Genomic DNA, 13,405 nt, shown 5'->3' with positions numbered 1-13,405 from the left:
GGGCCGGGGCACGTGATCGGTAGATATCTTCGGCCCCATGCTGATTCGCCCTGGGGAGCGCGGGAAACGGGGACAGGACAGGGACGCGCAGGTCCGCGAGCGGTCCGATCCCCGTAGGGTCCGGCTGTTCGCGCTCCTGGGCGTGGTGACCGCCGCGGTCGCGCTGCCCCTCGCGGTGGCGTCGGCCGGGCCGGCCGGTGACCGGGACCGTGCCGCGGTCCCGGATCGCGCCGGGGTTCTGGAGGGTTCCGCGGTCCCGGACCGGTCCGTGGTCCGCACGCTTCCGCGGGACGACGGGAAACGGCCGGCCCCCGAAGGTTCCCCGCTGGCGGGCCTGGGCCTTGCCACGGCCGTCCGCTGCGGGCCCCAACTCTCCTCTCACGGCGGGGTCGAGGCGCAGACCTGCGTCATGACCCAGGGCGGGGAGGTCTGGGGGCGCACGTACTACCGCAACGCCACCGGGGAGAGGCTGGCGTCCGTTCTCAGCTTCATGGGGCCCGACGGCCGCAGCGTCGAGATGCACTGCGCCGTGGAGGCCGTCAGCGACCCGGGGGCCTGTGAGACTCCGCGGCAGCGTCTGGCGGCCCGGCCGCAGTCGTACTCGGCGATCGCGGAGTTCGCCGGGGAGGACGGGGAGGGACCGCTGCTGCTGCGTTCCGGAAGCGACGCGGCCGGCGCGAGCGCACGGTAATCAGGGGGCCCGGTACGGCAGTTGGCACCGGTCCGAAGCCCGGACCGGGCGCGGGCATGGAAAGACCCGGTTGCTGGCGACGGGGGATGCACCAGCAACCGGGCTACTGGAACGGTAACAAGAGATCGGCGGTTCGCAAATTCGATCTCAGCTATTCAGACAGGGAATTCCTCGTCACGGCGAAGACCTGTGACAGGAGTCACCTGCCGGGGCGGTCCCGGCGGCGCCCGACGGACGGGCCGGACGCCGCCGTCCGTCAGCTCAGCGTCACCTGTCGGTTGGTCAGGCCGCCGCGCGCCCGCCGCTCCTCCGCGGTGAGCGGGGCGTCGGAGGCGAGGGCGTCCGCGAGACGCTCGGCGAACTCGGCCGCGGGCTTCTCGATGTCCTGCGCGCTCATCCCGCTCGGCAGGTCCCAGACCGGCACGGTCAGCCCGTGCGCGCGGAAGGAGCCGACCAGGCGCGTGCCCTCGCCGAGGCCCGACCGCCCGGCCGTGTGCAGCCGCGCGAGAGCGTCCAGAAGCTGCTCCTCGGGGTGCGGCATGACCCACCGCAGATGGTTCTTGTCCGTGGTCTCGCACCAGTACGCGGCGTCCACGCCCGTGAGCTTCACGGTGGGGATGGCGGCCGCGTTGGCCCGCTCCAGGGAGGCGGTCACCTCCGGCGTCGCGTTCTCCGCGTCCGGCACCCAGAACTCGAAGCCGCTGTGCACCGCCGGCTCGAAGGGGGCCTCCGGGTCCAGCAGGTCCTGGAGCCGAGGTCCGTCGGCGGGCGCCCGGCGGCCCTGCACCGGAGTGCCGGGTGCGGCGGTGAACGCCTGCTGGAGGGTGTCCGCGAGGTCGCGGCTGATGTCGCCCGACGCCGTGTCGTTCTGCAGGCCGAGCAGGATCGAGCCGTCGTCGCGGCGCAGCGCCGGCCAGGCCATCGGCAGGACCGTGGCGAGGGTGACCGACGGGACGCCCTCGGGGAGCTCGTCCCTGAGCTTCAGCTCGACGGTGGCCGCCGGCACCAGCTCGCGCAGGGCCACCCAGTCGCACTCGCCGGACAGCCCCTCGAAGGGGCGCTGCACCAGCTCGGTCACCGCGTGGGCGGCGGCCCGGCCGTGACAGGCCTTGTAACGGCGACCGCTGCCGCAGGGGCAGGGCTCGCGGGCGCCGACGACCGGGATCTCGGCATCCGTGAGCTGCGGGCGCTTGGCCTTGGTCTGGGGTCGCTTCTTGGCCATCGTGGCTGTCTCCCGGTTACGGCTCGTCTCGTACGGGCGCGAGCCTAGCCGCTCGTACGACGGCCGACGGGATCCTGTGGACAACGCACCGAGTCGTCCCCGAAGGGGTGCGTCGGCCAGGGCCGGGACCGCCCGCACGAGCGGCCCGGCCGGAGGTCCGCACGGCAGGGTTTCCGCGGCCCGGACCGCCGCTTCGGCGCGTGCGAGGCCGGGCTGACGGTACGGGCCGTACTGCCCGGAACCGGTGGGCGGTTGAATCGGAGGACCGACGCTTCCGCGTCGAACCGGCTGCCTCCGTGCAGATCGGCCCGGTCCGGTGCCTCAGTCCAGGTCGTCGAACGCGTCGGCGAAGGCCAGGCCGGGCATCGTGGGCACCGCGGACGTCGTGACGCGCGCGGGAAAATCGTCACGACGGCGGGCCGGGACCACATTGTCCCGGACGACGGCCCAGACCGTGACCTCGCCGCGGCGGACGTCGTCCCGTACGCCCCAGTCCTTTGCCAGTGCGGTGATGATGTTCAGCCCGCGGCCGCCGCGCGCGGTGACCGAGGGTGTCGCGGGTACCGGACGGGTCGGGCCTCCGCCGTCCGTCACCTCGACCGTGAGCCGCCCGGAGGAGTCGACGCGCCACGCGGCGCGTACATCCCCGTCCTCCGCCGGACTGTCGCCGAGTGGTCTGCCATGGCGACAGGCATTGCTGAGTAGTTCCGAAAGAATCAGTACGGCATCGTCGATAACCGATTCGGACACGCCACCGGTGCGCAATTGATCGCGCATCCGATGTCTTGCCTTCCCCACGCCCGCAGGACCATGGGGTACGGCCATGCTCGACGACGTGGGCACCTCCTGTGCCACCACCAACGCCACCCCCGAGACCTCCTTCGCCCCACGCCACGGTGTGAATGCCCCATGTGACCGAAGCGGAAACCGGCCCGGTACGTGGGCTGACGCACTCGGAAAGGCGGACACGGTCCGAACGCGCCGGGGCACGCCCGGTGATGACGCGACTGTGTTTCGACCCTTATGCGGGGGAATGGGAGTCCGGGGCGGCGTCGTTCAGCGGCCCAGCTGACGCAGTACCGCGCGCGGGCGGTTGGTGATGATGGCGTCGACTCCCAGCTCGAGGCAGAGGTCGACGTCCTCCGGTTCGTTCACAGTCCAGACGTGCACCTGATGCCCCACGCGCTTCAGCCGCTGGATGTAGGCGGGGTGACTGCGCACGATCCGCATCGAGGGGCCCGCGATCCGGACGCCGGCCGGCAGTCGCCCGTCGCGCAGCCGGGGGGAGAGGAACTGCAGCAGATAGACCGTCGGCAGGGTCGGAGAGGCCGCCCGCACCCGGTGCAGCGAGCGGGCCGAGAAGCTCATGATCCGCACCGAGGACGCGGCCGGGGACTCCGGTGCGTCGAGCCCGAAGCGCTTCAGCAGGAGCAGCAGCCGTTCCTCGACCTGACCCGCCCAGCGTGTGGGGTGCTTGGTCTCGACGGCCAGGTCGATGGGGCGCCCGGCGTCGGCGACGAGTTCGAGCAGGCGCTCCAGAGTGAGGACGGAGGTGTCCTCGGGGTCCTGCGGGCGGTGCTCCCAGTCGGGCTCCTCGTCGCGGCTCTTCCAGGAGCCGAAGTCCAGGGCGGCGAGGTCGGCGAGCTCCAGGGCGGAGACCGCGCCGCGGCCGTTGGACGTACGGTTGACGCGCCGGTCGTGGACGCAGACGAGGTGCCCGTCCGCGGTCAGCCGGACGTCGCACTCAAGGGCGTCGGCACCGTCCTCGATCGCCTTCTTGTACGCGGCCAGGGTGTGCTCGGGAGCGTCTTCGGAGGCTCCGCGGTGGGCGACGACCTGGACCGGGTGCTGTCGTGCGTGGGTCACCGCGTCATGGTGCCACTGTCAAGGGGAACGCGCGGGGTCGGAAGGCGACGTGACGGCGTCGGCGAGGTGTCGGGAATGCAGATTTTTGTTCGTACAGGTCCTATATAAAGGGAGGCCCGAGACCCACAGCCACCGCTTATGGTGCTCTGACGCCCGGTGGGAAAAGCTTGACGGCGTACAACAGCACATACGCAGCGGAAGCGCGCCCGGCACCGTGCGGGGTGAGCGAGCCAGGCCGAGTGCGACCGAAGGAACAGCCGTGGAACGAGGAGAGAGAGCTGTGAGCACCGAGAACGAGGGCACCCCGGTACCCCCGGCCCCGTCTGCACCTCCCGTGCCGGTGGACGCTCCCGCTTCCGCGCCGGGTACGGCCCCCGCAGGGCACACACCGGCCCAGGGAGCCCCCGGTCCTGACGCCGGGGGCACTCCACCGGAGGGGTCTCCCGCGCCGGGCGCCGGAGACCCTCCGCCTGCGGGGAGTGATCCGTACGGGCCCGGTGCGGCGCAGCAGCAGGGCGCGCCGACCACTCAGCTCCCGCCGGTGCCCCCGGCGCACCCCGGTGCGCCGACGGCCGCCGGGGCGGCCTGGCCGCCGCCCCCGCCGGTCACTCCGATGTACGCGGGCGCCGGCGGTGCGGGCGGCGCCTGGGGCGCCTCGTACCAGGAGCCGTCCCCCAAGCCGAAGAAGGGCCGCGGCGGTCTGGTCGCCGCGGTCATCGTCGCCGCGCTGGTCGCGGGCGGCATCGGCGGCGGCCTCGGCTACCAGCTGGCCAGGAACGACGACTCCGGCTCCACGACCGTCTCCGCGGCCACCAGCGGCGGAGACATCAAGCGCGACTCCGCTTCGATCGCGGGTGTGGCCGCCCGGTCGCTGCCCAGCACGGTCACCATCGAGGCCGAGAACTCCAACGGCCAGGGCGGTACCGGTACCGGCTTTGTGTTCGACACCCAGGGCCATATCGTCACCAACAACCATGTGGTCGCCGACGCGGTCGACGGCGGCAAACTCACGGCGACCTTCCCGAACGGCAAGAAGTACGACGCCGAGATCGTCGGGCACGCCCAGGGCTACGACGTCGCCGTCATCAAGCTCAAGAACGCCCCGTCGGACCTCAAACCGCTCGCCCTCGGCGACTCGGACAAGGTGGCGGTCGGCGACACGACGATCGCCATCGGTGCGCCCTTCGGTCTGTCGAACACGGTGACCACGGGCATCATCAGCGCCAAGAACCGCCCGGTGGCCTCCAGCGACGGCAACTCCAGCAGCAGCGCGTCCTACATGAGCGCCCTGCAGACGGACGCCTCGATCAACCCGGGCAACTCCGGCGGCCCCCTGCTGGACGCGCGCGGTGCGGTGATCGGCATCAACTCGGCGATCCAGTCCACGGGCAGTGGCGGTATGGGCAGCAGCGGTCAGCCCGGTTCGATCGGTCTGGGCTTCGCGATCCCGATCAACCAGGCGAAGTACGTCGCCCAGCAGCTGATCAAGACGGGCAAGCCGGTCTACGCGAAGATCGGCGCCACGGTGTCCCTGGACGACTCCACCGGCGGCGCGAAGATCACCGAGCAGGGTGCGGCCGGTTCGTCCGCGATCGAGTCGGGCGGCCCCGCGGACCAGGCGGGCCTCAAGCCGGGCGATGTGATCACCAAGCTGGACGACAGGGTGATCGACAGCGGCCCGACCCTGATCGGCGAGATCTGGACCCATCAGCCCGGTGACAAGGTCACGGTCACCTACCAACGCGGCGGCAAGTCCCACACGGTCCAGCTCACCCTGGGCTCCCGGAACGGCGACAACTGATCCCCACGGGTACGCGCGCCGGGCCTGGTCGTCCACGGTGTCCCGCGCGCGTACCCGTCGCGCCCCTCACCCGTTCAGCGGTCGTCGCCCGTCCGGGACTCGCGGTATCGGAGAGGCCGTCTCACCACCCCCCGGCGAAGAAGTCGGCGAGCGCCCGGGGCGAGTCTGCCGCGTTGGTGGTGTTCGCGTAGGCGATGACGAGCACAACGGCCGCCAGGACCGCTGAAACGACACCGCCGAACGCCGACGCGCGCCTCGACCTCGCATCGGACGACGTCGTGAGGCGCCTCCACGACACGACGCTCGCGCCGGCCATCGCGAGAGCGACCACGGCGGCCAATCCGGCCAGTACCCAGTGGTAGAGGGCGAAGTCGCTGATCATGACCGTGAGGGCGGGGGAGTGCCGGCCCTCGGGATAGACGGCTATCTGCTGTCGGACTTGGGCGAGCGTCGCGGTGAGCTCGCCGTCGGGGGCACCGCCGCTCGTCAGCATGGGAAGCAGCGAGGCGAACGGCGCCGCTGCGCCCTGCAGATTGGCAACCAGCGCCACAAGGGCGAAGAGCCCGAGCACCCCGACGAGGGCCCTCGACAGCGCGAGGCCGAGACGACCGGCTCGCCCGCTGGTCCGCTGCCGAACATATCGACTGAGGACGACACCGAGCGCCAGGGCCACCGCGAGGAGCAGCGCGGAGACGCCGGCCTTGACGAGGTGAAAGCGGAACCAGAAGTCGACCGTGGCGCTCAACCGGGTGGGGAAGTCCTCACTGCCGGAACCCCAGTAGGCGACGAATCCGCGGCGGAAGGAATCGCTGACGTTCGCCGTGTCGACGGAACTCCGGGCCAGCGCGTCGGGAGCCAGGAAGAAGGCGACGAGGACCGCTCCGGCCAGAGCGGCCAGGAGGCCGATCTGCCGCCGTGGCGTGGCGGTGAGACGGGACAGGGTTACGAGGCTGTTCATGGAGGGCTTTCGGTTGTGAGAGGCGGCGCCTTTTCGCGCAGGCCGGGGGCCTGAACCCCCAGAACGGCAAGCTATCGGCGGACGACCGCCCGGTCTCTGGAGCCAGCCTCCAACTACGGGGTGGGGCTAACCCCACCCGAGCTCAGCTCGACGGGGCTCCATCGCGTTGTGGATCACTTCGCCTGTGTGGACCACCCCCTCCGCCCGCCGCCCGATCCCGGTACGCTGTACTCGCTTCCGTCCTGGGTGACCGGAAGCGAGGGTGGGTTGCCCGAGCGGCCTAAGGGAACGGTCTTGAAAACCGTCGTGGCGCGAGTCACCGTGGGTTCAAATCCCACACCCACCGCGCAGGTGAACGGCCTCTGACCAGGCGAATCGGTCGGGGGCCGTTGTGCTGTGCACTGCCCGCTCGTCACCGTGCTTCCCTGCGGTTTCCCGCTCGATCGGGCACGGAAGGGGCACGCCGGGGGCACGGCGGTAAACGCGGGCACCTGCACATCAGTCGCCCGCGAACCACACGTAGCTGCCCGGGGTGGCCACGCACTGTTCCAGTACCGCCGCGAGATCATCCAGTGCCGCGCGTTGCTGCTCGTCGGCACACTGCTCGCTCAGGCCCGGCAACTCGCCGAGGGCTGCTGCGGCTTCCTGCTCGTTCATCACCGTGTCCCCGTAGGGATCGACGGCGGCAAGCCGACCGCGGACGCCGAGATAGTGAAGCGAGCCAAGTGCGTCGGCCAACGCGTCGCCGTGGCCGTAGCACCCTCGCAGGAATGTCCGGCGCGCCTTCTGCCAGTCGCGCGCCGGTCGAGCCGAGTGCAGTTCCACATCGATTCCCACGCCCGTCATGATGCCTGTTGCGGCGAGTCCCGTGTGGGGTGAGCGATCAGCGATTGATCGGGATCTCGTAGACGATCTCGCAGTGCGCGGCGGGCACCACGATGTCCGCCGTCTCCACGGGCCGGCCTTCGTCGCTGTAGTACGTCCGCCGGATGTGCGTGACAAGTGCGGCCTTCTGAATGCCGAGTAGTGACGCCTCCTCGGCGGTCGCCTGCCTGGGCTCCGGCTGCTCCACGGCATGGCTGACGGTGATCCCGATGGCGTCCATGCGGTTCACGACGCCTGCCCCGGCGTGGGGGCCTCCCTCGGGGAGGACGACGAGGGTGCCAGCGGTGAGGTCGTACGGCTCCCAACTGGTCGACAGCTGTACGGGCCTGCCGTCGGCCAGGAACTCGTACGCGGTCCGGACACACAGGTCGCCCTCGTCGATACCGAGTCGGGCAGCGATTTCCGCCGGGGCAGGCACCTTGGCGTCGGTCCTGCTCTCCCAGTCGCCCTGCCTGCCGACGGCCTTCATGTCCGCCCGGAACGGGGACCCTTGGGGCTGCTCACGCGCCGACGACCGGACCACGCGCACGCGTTGCCGGGGCTCGGCGACGTACGTACCCGAACCGGCGCGGCCCTCCAGCACGCCTTGGGAGATCAGCAGCTCCTGAGCCCTGCGGACCACGTTCTCGCCAACGCCGCACTCCTGGCCGATCTGGGCGCGGGAGGGAAGTCGGTCCCCCGGTTCCCACACATGCTCCGCGATCCGCCGCCGTAGTTCGTCGGCGATGCGGAGATAGGGCGGCTGCTCAGGCATATGGAAAATCTAGTCCACTAGCTCTAATCTAGTTAACTAGCTTCACTCAAAGTGATCGTTTAGTGACGGAGGCTGTCCTGTGCCCGCTTCGGGATTGAGCGCGGCGGCCCTTGCCGCCCGGCTGTCCGCCCTTGGGCTCACCACGCGAGTGGAGGAACACCCCTGGCACACATCGGTGGAGGCGGAGTTACCGGAATCGCTCTCCGTCGAGACCTGGCGGGAGGTCCTGGACGCGGTGGCTCGGGCGGACCGGTTCGGCCTGCTCGCCACCAGCATGAACGGCCGCACCCTCTGGGCGGTCGTACGCAGAACGGTCCCCACGACGGGCGATGTCGGGGGACCGGGCCATCAGCGATAGGAGCTGACCAGCGTGCTCAACCGTATCCGCCGTGCCCTCTCCCTCACCAGGGTGCGGAACTCCTCCAGGGGCAGGCACCGCCGCCCCTTAACGCCCTCTTCGCTGCCGGTGGTTCCTGCCGTCTCCCTTGAACCCGGTGGCGCGCTGATCCCCGCGCTGAGCCGGGACACTGCCGGGGCGGCGGGCCGACCCCTGCTCAGGGGTGAGGACGTCGCACTCGTCCGCCTGTACGTTCTGGCTTGGGAGAGGCGCGAGCGGACCCGCACGGTCATCGTCGCGCCCCACTTGCCGGCCGATGCCTGGCCCCAGGGCCTCGTGGGGGTCCGCTGATGTCCCTCGGCCGGAAGTCGCACCTCACGGGCACCTCGTCCGTCCCCTACCGCTCGGCCGCCTGCCGGATCGGCACACACCCCGTCTGCGCGGAGTCCTCCCCGGTGTCAGCACCGATTGACGTACCGGTGATCTACGAGGTGTGCGACTGCCCGTGCCACTCGGCGGTAGGCCTGGCCACGCCGGTGGGGGTGGCGCCGTGATCGACCGGATTCTCGGTGGCGCGCTGGTCTCCAACATCGAGATCACCGCGGCCACCGTGCAGCGCGGCGACATCATCCAGCTCGGCGGCCGGGCCTGCCGAGTGAGAGACCTCTTCCAGCTTCCCCAGGGAGCGAAGCAACTGGTCTTCGATTTGGGTGAGCTGCTGACATACACACGCGTACCCGGCTCGTCGCCGTGCGGACGCTGAGATGGCGGTGACCGGACTCGTGCCTTCCCGTCACCACGACATCGCCGACGACCTCCGGCAACAGATCACGACCGGCCGAGTCCAACTGGGGGAACGGCTGCCGTCCGAAGCCGTTCTGGCCGAGCGATACGCGGTCAGCACGGTGACACTGCGACATGCCCTCGCGGTGCTCCAGGGCCAAGGCCTCGTTGAGAAGATCCACGGCAAGGGCAACTTCGTCCGCCGCCCTCTACGGAAGATCATGTATGTGGGCGACTGGGGCATCCTGGCCCCCTGGACCCCTGGACCGCCGCTGAGCCGTCCTTGCGCGTCACCGTTCGCAGCGCCACGGTTCAGGCCCCCGCAGACCTGTCGGCCTTGTCCCCTCGCGGAGTTCAGCTGCTTCAGCCTCGAAGGGGAGTCACCGCGCGGGTTGGCCCGCATCTACATGCCGCGAGATCTGGCCCCTGCTGGAGTGCTCGACGACGAATCCGGTTGCCGGGCGGCGGTCAGACGCTTCGCCGTTCTCGGTCCGCCGCCGGCCGCCGTCCGGGAGACGGTGTGTGCTCGTCCCCCGACGCCGGACGAGGCAACGGCCCTCCGCATCGGCGCCACCGCGGCCGTGCTCGCGATCACCCGCATCGCAACCGACGCCACCGGCCGCGTCGTCGAAGCTGGGCTGTTGTCGTTCCCGGGGGATCGTGTCGACGCCGTATTCACCGTTCACCACGTGACCGACGACAGGAAGACTCGGGGATGACCACACCGAACAAGCTGCGGCTACTCCCATGGACGGGTCCGGAGGGCAAGCCCTGTTACCTGAGCACCGACGACCGGGGCGGTTACATGTCCCGCCTGGCGGACAACATCGAAGCGGTCCAGCTCGGTTCAGCAACCGATCTGCTGGAGCAGGCGTTGGAGGTCCTCGGCGACCAGGACACGAACCCGGCGGAAGTGCAGCGACTGGCGAGAGAGCTGACCAGGGCTCTCCGAGACGTCCTTCGCGTAGCTGCCAGCCGCGGACACCTTCTGGCGGCTGGCGAACATCAAGGGCTCTGAAGGGCGGACTCGAACGACGTACCTGCAGATGACAACTCTCCCGAGGGGGAGGGGAGCCAGCAACGCCACCGCGACTCCCCTCCCCCTCGGGTTTGTACCGACCCTGGCTCATGCGCCAACGTAGTCGCAGGCGGAGCAATCAACCTCGATTTAAGGTCAACAATGCTTCGCCGCATGGTCGTTGGACAGGACGTCGGGCCCCTCAGGGGGGTGACGAACCTCACAAATCCTCGATCCGATTGGGATTTGCGGACATTCGTGGGCCAAGCTCCATGTCTGACGACAAGCCCCCACCGCCATAGGTGGGGCGGTCTGGGCGTGCGCCGAGTCCTGCCGACGCCTGGATGCCAATACGAGGTATGGCGAGGCAGGAACGGAGGGCCCATGCACGACGGGTCGCCGAAACGGTCACGCCATGACCGGGCCGAGCAGCCCTTGGGGTGAAGTCGCAGCAGCGGCCGGGCAACTTCGCCAGCCCGAACCCGACAGGTCATCCTTCGTAGGCGGCAGACGAAGGGTTGCGCATGAGTGCGCCGCAGAACACCCCGCAATTCCCCGTTCCTCATCAGTCCCCGAGGAACAAGAAGACCGATTCCTTGATCGCGGTCTTGATCGCGATCATCATCGGAATGTTCGCCGGCATCCTTCATCGGACCATGGAGGGCGTGTCGTACTACGAGGCCGTGAAGACAGCAGGTGGTGCAGCCGTTGGAGTCGCGGTTCTCTTCCTCATGATCTTGGGTTACATCTGGCCCTGATCACGGAAACCCATCCGTAGCTTCGTAGTCCCTTCACCGTTCGGGGACGTACGGAGACCAAGGTCATCACGGAGACCCCGTGAGAGGACGTTGACGAGCCCGAGAGAGACCCTGGCACCCAAGCCAGGGTCTCTCTGTCGGTGTGCTCTGATACACCTCAGCCAGGCTACGGGTCTCGTCGAAGAGGGGAGGCTGCCCCGGCCGGCTTGCAGCAGCAGCCCGTGAGCCATCAGCCTGGGAAGCTCGGGTTACTCACGGGTGGTTGCTGGGCTGACCTGCGGCGGAGCGGCTAGGGGGACCTGACTGGTCGGCGGCCTGGTCCCCGCCCTTCCCCATGGTTCCCCGCACGATCTGGCACGGTTCTGGCACAACTCTTCGTTCCGTCAATGCCTTGAAGCAGATGCCGCAGTCGACCGTATGTCAGTGCTCGTTGCCAGGATGTGCCTGTGACGAAGAAACCTAAGACCGATCACGTCGGAGCGACAGCGGAACTCAAGGAGGCCGGCTGCGAACCGATCGAGCCTTACCCGGGCCGCACGTCGTTGCCATGGCGGGTCCGGTGTCTCAACAAGCGATGCCCTGGCCATGAGACACCGTTCGACGTGTACCTTAGCTATATCCGTAACCCGGTGTATGGGGGCGCTGGTTGCGGTCACTGCCGCAAGAATCGGCGAGCGAATGAGCGCCGTGCGGACATGATCACCCGCGGCCGTGTGCTGCCAATGGAGATAATCCACGAGGTGAGGCAGCCCGTCCACGCTTGGTGCCTCCGCTGCTGGAACGTCGTCAGTCCACGCTTGGACAACATACGTTCAGGACAGGGCAGTTGCGAGCACTGCGGAGGTAAGGCCCGATTCCCGGACGAGAAGGCGCGCCAGATAGCGCGTGCATGGGGCTATGAGCCTGACACGGGGATCCCGTACACGAACGATACGACCATGTGGCCGGGCCGGTGCTCGGCTTTGGGTCACTACTGCGACCCGTCCCTGAACGCCCGTTTCAGCGGCGGTCCATGTGCGGCATGTGCCAACCATGGGTTCAAACCTGATCGACCGGCGCTGCTCTACTTGGTGATCAAGTCGACTCTTGCGGCCGCCAAGGTCGGTATCTGTGAGCACTCACCCAAGAACAGCCGGCTGTACGAGCACGGCCGCAATGGGTGGACTGTGCTGAACACGATGAGCTTCCGGCTTGGGCGTGATGCTCGGGCTGTTGAGCGAATCACGGTCGAGTCGTGGCGTGCTCGTGGTTGGCCTCCGGTATTGGATAACGGCCTTGCCTATGACGGCTACACGGAGACCGTCTCTCTGCGGGTTACCTCAGCTGCAGAGATCTGGACTGCGGTGTGTTCGGCGGTGGCCGCTACTGCCAAACCGTCGGAACTCGTCATTTGAGCACCTCCTTAGACGTCGTCTCATTTGGGGTGATCGGTAGTCTGGGCTTGTGCTGATGGTGGAACGCTTGGTGCCGGACGAGTTGTACGACCTCTTCCAGCGTGTGGTGCCTCCCGCCCCCACACGCCCACAGGGCGGGGGTCGGCGACGGCACGGTGACCGTGAGGTCCTCGCGGCGATCATCTTCGTCGCCACGACGGGTTGCACCTGGCGGCAGTTGCCGCCGGTCTTCGGCCCGTCGGGACCGACCGCGCACCGGCGTTTCACCGAGTGGTCCGCAGCTCGGGTGTGGGCCAAGCTGCACCGGCTGGTCCTCGACGAGTTGGGCTCACGCGGCGACTTGGACTGGTCCCGTTGCGCGATCGACTCGGTGAACATGCGGGCCCTGAAAGGGGGGAGCTGACAGGTCCGAATCCTGTAGACCGAGGCAAGAAGGGCTCGAAGATCCACTTGATCACCGAGCGGACCGGATTGCCCCTGTCCATCGGCATCTCCGGTGCGAACCTCCACGACAGCCAGGCGCTCGAGCCACTCGTACGCGGGATCCCGCCGATCCGCTCCCGCCGCGGCCCGCGCAGGCGACGGCCCGCCAAGCTCCACGCGGACAAGGGGTACGACTACGACCACCTGCGCCGATGGCTCCGCATGCGCGGTATCCGACACCGCATCGCCCGCAGAGGCATCGAGTCCTCCACACGACTCGGCCGGCACCGTTGGACGATCGAACGCACCATGTCCTGGCTCGCCGGATGCCGCCGCCTGCACCGCCGCTACGAGCGCAAAGCGGAGCACTTCCTGGCCTTCACCGCGATCGCCTGCACCCTCATTTGCTACCGCAGACTCACCAAATGAGACGACTTCTTAGGAGTTCGATCCGTCCTCGTTCCAGGTGCTGCTGATGGTCGGTGTGACGGCCAGGCGGGGGCGTTGCTGTGCAC

13 protein-coding genes, 1 tRNA gene, 2 pseudogenes and 1 riboswitch are annotated in these 13,405 nt (G+C 68.9%); of the genes and pseudogenes, 10 read left to right on the top strand and 6 right to left on the bottom strand.

The genetic code is table 11. The features are described from left to right. The first annotated feature begins 37 nt into the window (after positions 1 to 37). On the top strand, positions 38 to 691 hold the full coding sequence (locus tag CP978_RS17050; protein ID WP_227745399.1) for a hypothetical protein: 654 nt from the start codon (positions 38 to 40) through the stop codon (positions 689 to 691). Between the two features lie 256 nt (positions 692 to 947). Here the strand turns inward: CP978_RS17050 and CP978_RS17045 are convergent, their stop codons facing one another. The 3 genes from CP978_RS17045 to CP978_RS17035 form a co-directional block, all read right to left on the bottom strand. Next, complete coding sequence (locus CP978_RS17045) at positions 948 to 1,913, bottom strand: DUF5926 family protein (RefSeq protein ID WP_043441867.1); 966 nt, start codon at positions 1,911 to 1,913, stop codon at positions 948 to 950. Between the two features lie 321 nt (positions 1,914 to 2,234). Continuing rightward, the gene (locus tag CP978_RS17040) at positions 2,235 to 2,780 is read right to left on the bottom strand and encodes an ATP-binding protein (RefSeq protein ID WP_227745398.1); all 546 of its coding nucleotides are present in this window, start codon (positions 2,778 to 2,780) and stop codon (positions 2,235 to 2,237) included. A 189-nt stretch (positions 2,781 to 2,969) separates the two neighbouring features. Further along, entirely contained in the window at positions 2,970 to 3,779 is an 810-nt protein-coding gene (locus CP978_RS17035) for a glycerophosphodiester phosphodiesterase (protein WP_043441861.1), read from the bottom strand. A 280-nt stretch (positions 3,780 to 4,059) separates the two neighbouring features. On the opposite strand from CP978_RS17035, the gene CP978_RS17030 reads away from it, so the two are divergent. Continuing rightward, complete coding sequence (locus tag CP978_RS17030; protein WP_043441857.1) at positions 4,060 to 5,580, top strand: S1C family serine protease; 1,521 nt, start codon at positions 4,060 to 4,062, stop codon at positions 5,578 to 5,580. A 121-nt stretch (positions 5,581 to 5,701) separates the two neighbouring features. Here CP978_RS17030 and CP978_RS17025 read toward each other — a convergent pair whose 3' ends face one another. Continuing rightward, on the bottom strand, positions 5,702 to 6,538 hold the full coding sequence (locus tag CP978_RS17025) for a hypothetical protein (protein ID WP_043441854.1): 837 nt from the start codon (positions 6,536 to 6,538) through the stop codon (positions 5,702 to 5,704). Positions 6,539 to 6,799: 261 nt separating this feature from the next. Between CP978_RS17025 and CP978_RS17020 the strand changes: the two genes are divergently transcribed. After that, positions 6,800 to 6,884: transfer RNA gene (locus tag CP978_RS17020), tRNA-Ser, on the top strand. 152 nt (positions 6,885 to 7,036) lie between these two features. Here the strand turns inward: CP978_RS17020 and CP978_RS17015 are convergent. Beyond that, positions 7,037 to 7,384, bottom strand: coding sequence for a hypothetical protein (locus CP978_RS17015; protein ID WP_221500918.1), 348 nt, complete (start codon positions 7,382 to 7,384; stop codon positions 7,037 to 7,039). A gap of 37 nt (positions 7,385 to 7,421) precedes the next feature. Beyond that, the gene (locus CP978_RS17010; RefSeq protein ID WP_043441850.1) at positions 7,422 to 8,177 is read right to left on the bottom strand and encodes a GntR family transcriptional regulator; all 756 of its coding nucleotides are present in this window, start codon (positions 8,175 to 8,177) and stop codon (positions 7,422 to 7,424) included. A gap of 79 nt (positions 8,178 to 8,256) precedes the next feature. Between CP978_RS17010 and CP978_RS17005 the strand changes: the two genes are divergently transcribed. The 7 genes and pseudogenes from CP978_RS17005 (at position 8,257) to CP978_RS16965 (ending at position 13,319) form a co-directional block, all read left to right on the top strand. Beyond that, the gene (locus CP978_RS17005; protein WP_043441847.1) at positions 8,257 to 8,535 is read left to right on the top strand and encodes a hypothetical protein; all 279 of its coding nucleotides are present in this window, start codon (positions 8,257 to 8,259) and stop codon (positions 8,533 to 8,535) included. A 529-nt stretch (positions 8,536 to 9,064) separates the two neighbouring features. Then, positions 9,065 to 9,288 (top strand): annotated as a pseudogene (locus tag CP978_RS16990) (hypothetical protein). Beyond that, a pseudogene (locus CP978_RS16985) lies at positions 9,285 to 10,016 on the top strand (GntR family transcriptional regulator). Before CP978_RS16990 ends, CP978_RS16985 begins: the two co-directional pseudogenes overlap by 4 nt. Further along, complete coding sequence (locus CP978_RS16980) at positions 10,013 to 10,315, top strand: hypothetical protein (protein WP_079162183.1); 303 nt, start codon at positions 10,013 to 10,015, stop codon at positions 10,313 to 10,315. Before CP978_RS16985 ends, CP978_RS16980 begins: the two are co-directional and overlap by 4 nt. 387 nt (positions 10,316 to 10,702) lie before the next feature. Then, positions 10,703 to 10,836, top strand: a riboswitch (cyclic di-AMP (ydaO/yuaA leader). Between the two features lie 3 nt (positions 10,837 to 10,839). Next, on the top strand, positions 10,840 to 11,073 hold the full coding sequence (locus tag CP978_RS16975) for a hypothetical protein (protein WP_144401458.1): 234 nt from the start codon (positions 10,840 to 10,842) through the stop codon (positions 11,071 to 11,073). A gap of 1,070 nt (positions 11,074 to 12,143) precedes the next feature. Further along, a complete protein-coding gene (locus tag CP978_RS16970) occupies positions 12,144 to 12,467 on the top strand; it encodes a hypothetical protein (protein WP_144401457.1) in 324 nt (107 codons plus the stop codon). 55 nt (positions 12,468 to 12,522) lie between these two features. Beyond that, a protein-coding gene (locus CP978_RS16965) for an IS5 family transposase (protein WP_242647113.1) occupies positions 12,523 to 13,319 on the top strand; the annotation gives its coding sequence in 2 pieces (ribosomal slippage) (positions 12,523 to 12,858 and positions 12,861 to 13,319; 795 coding nt in all). Positions 13,320 to 13,405: the final 86 nt, after the last annotated feature.

The organism is Streptomyces nodosus (genome assembly GCF_008704995.1).
Classification (GTDB): Bacteria; Actinomycetota; Actinomycetes; order Streptomycetales; family Streptomycetaceae; genus Streptomyces; species Streptomyces nodosus.
This window is presented reverse-complemented; position numbering and strand designations above follow the sequence as displayed.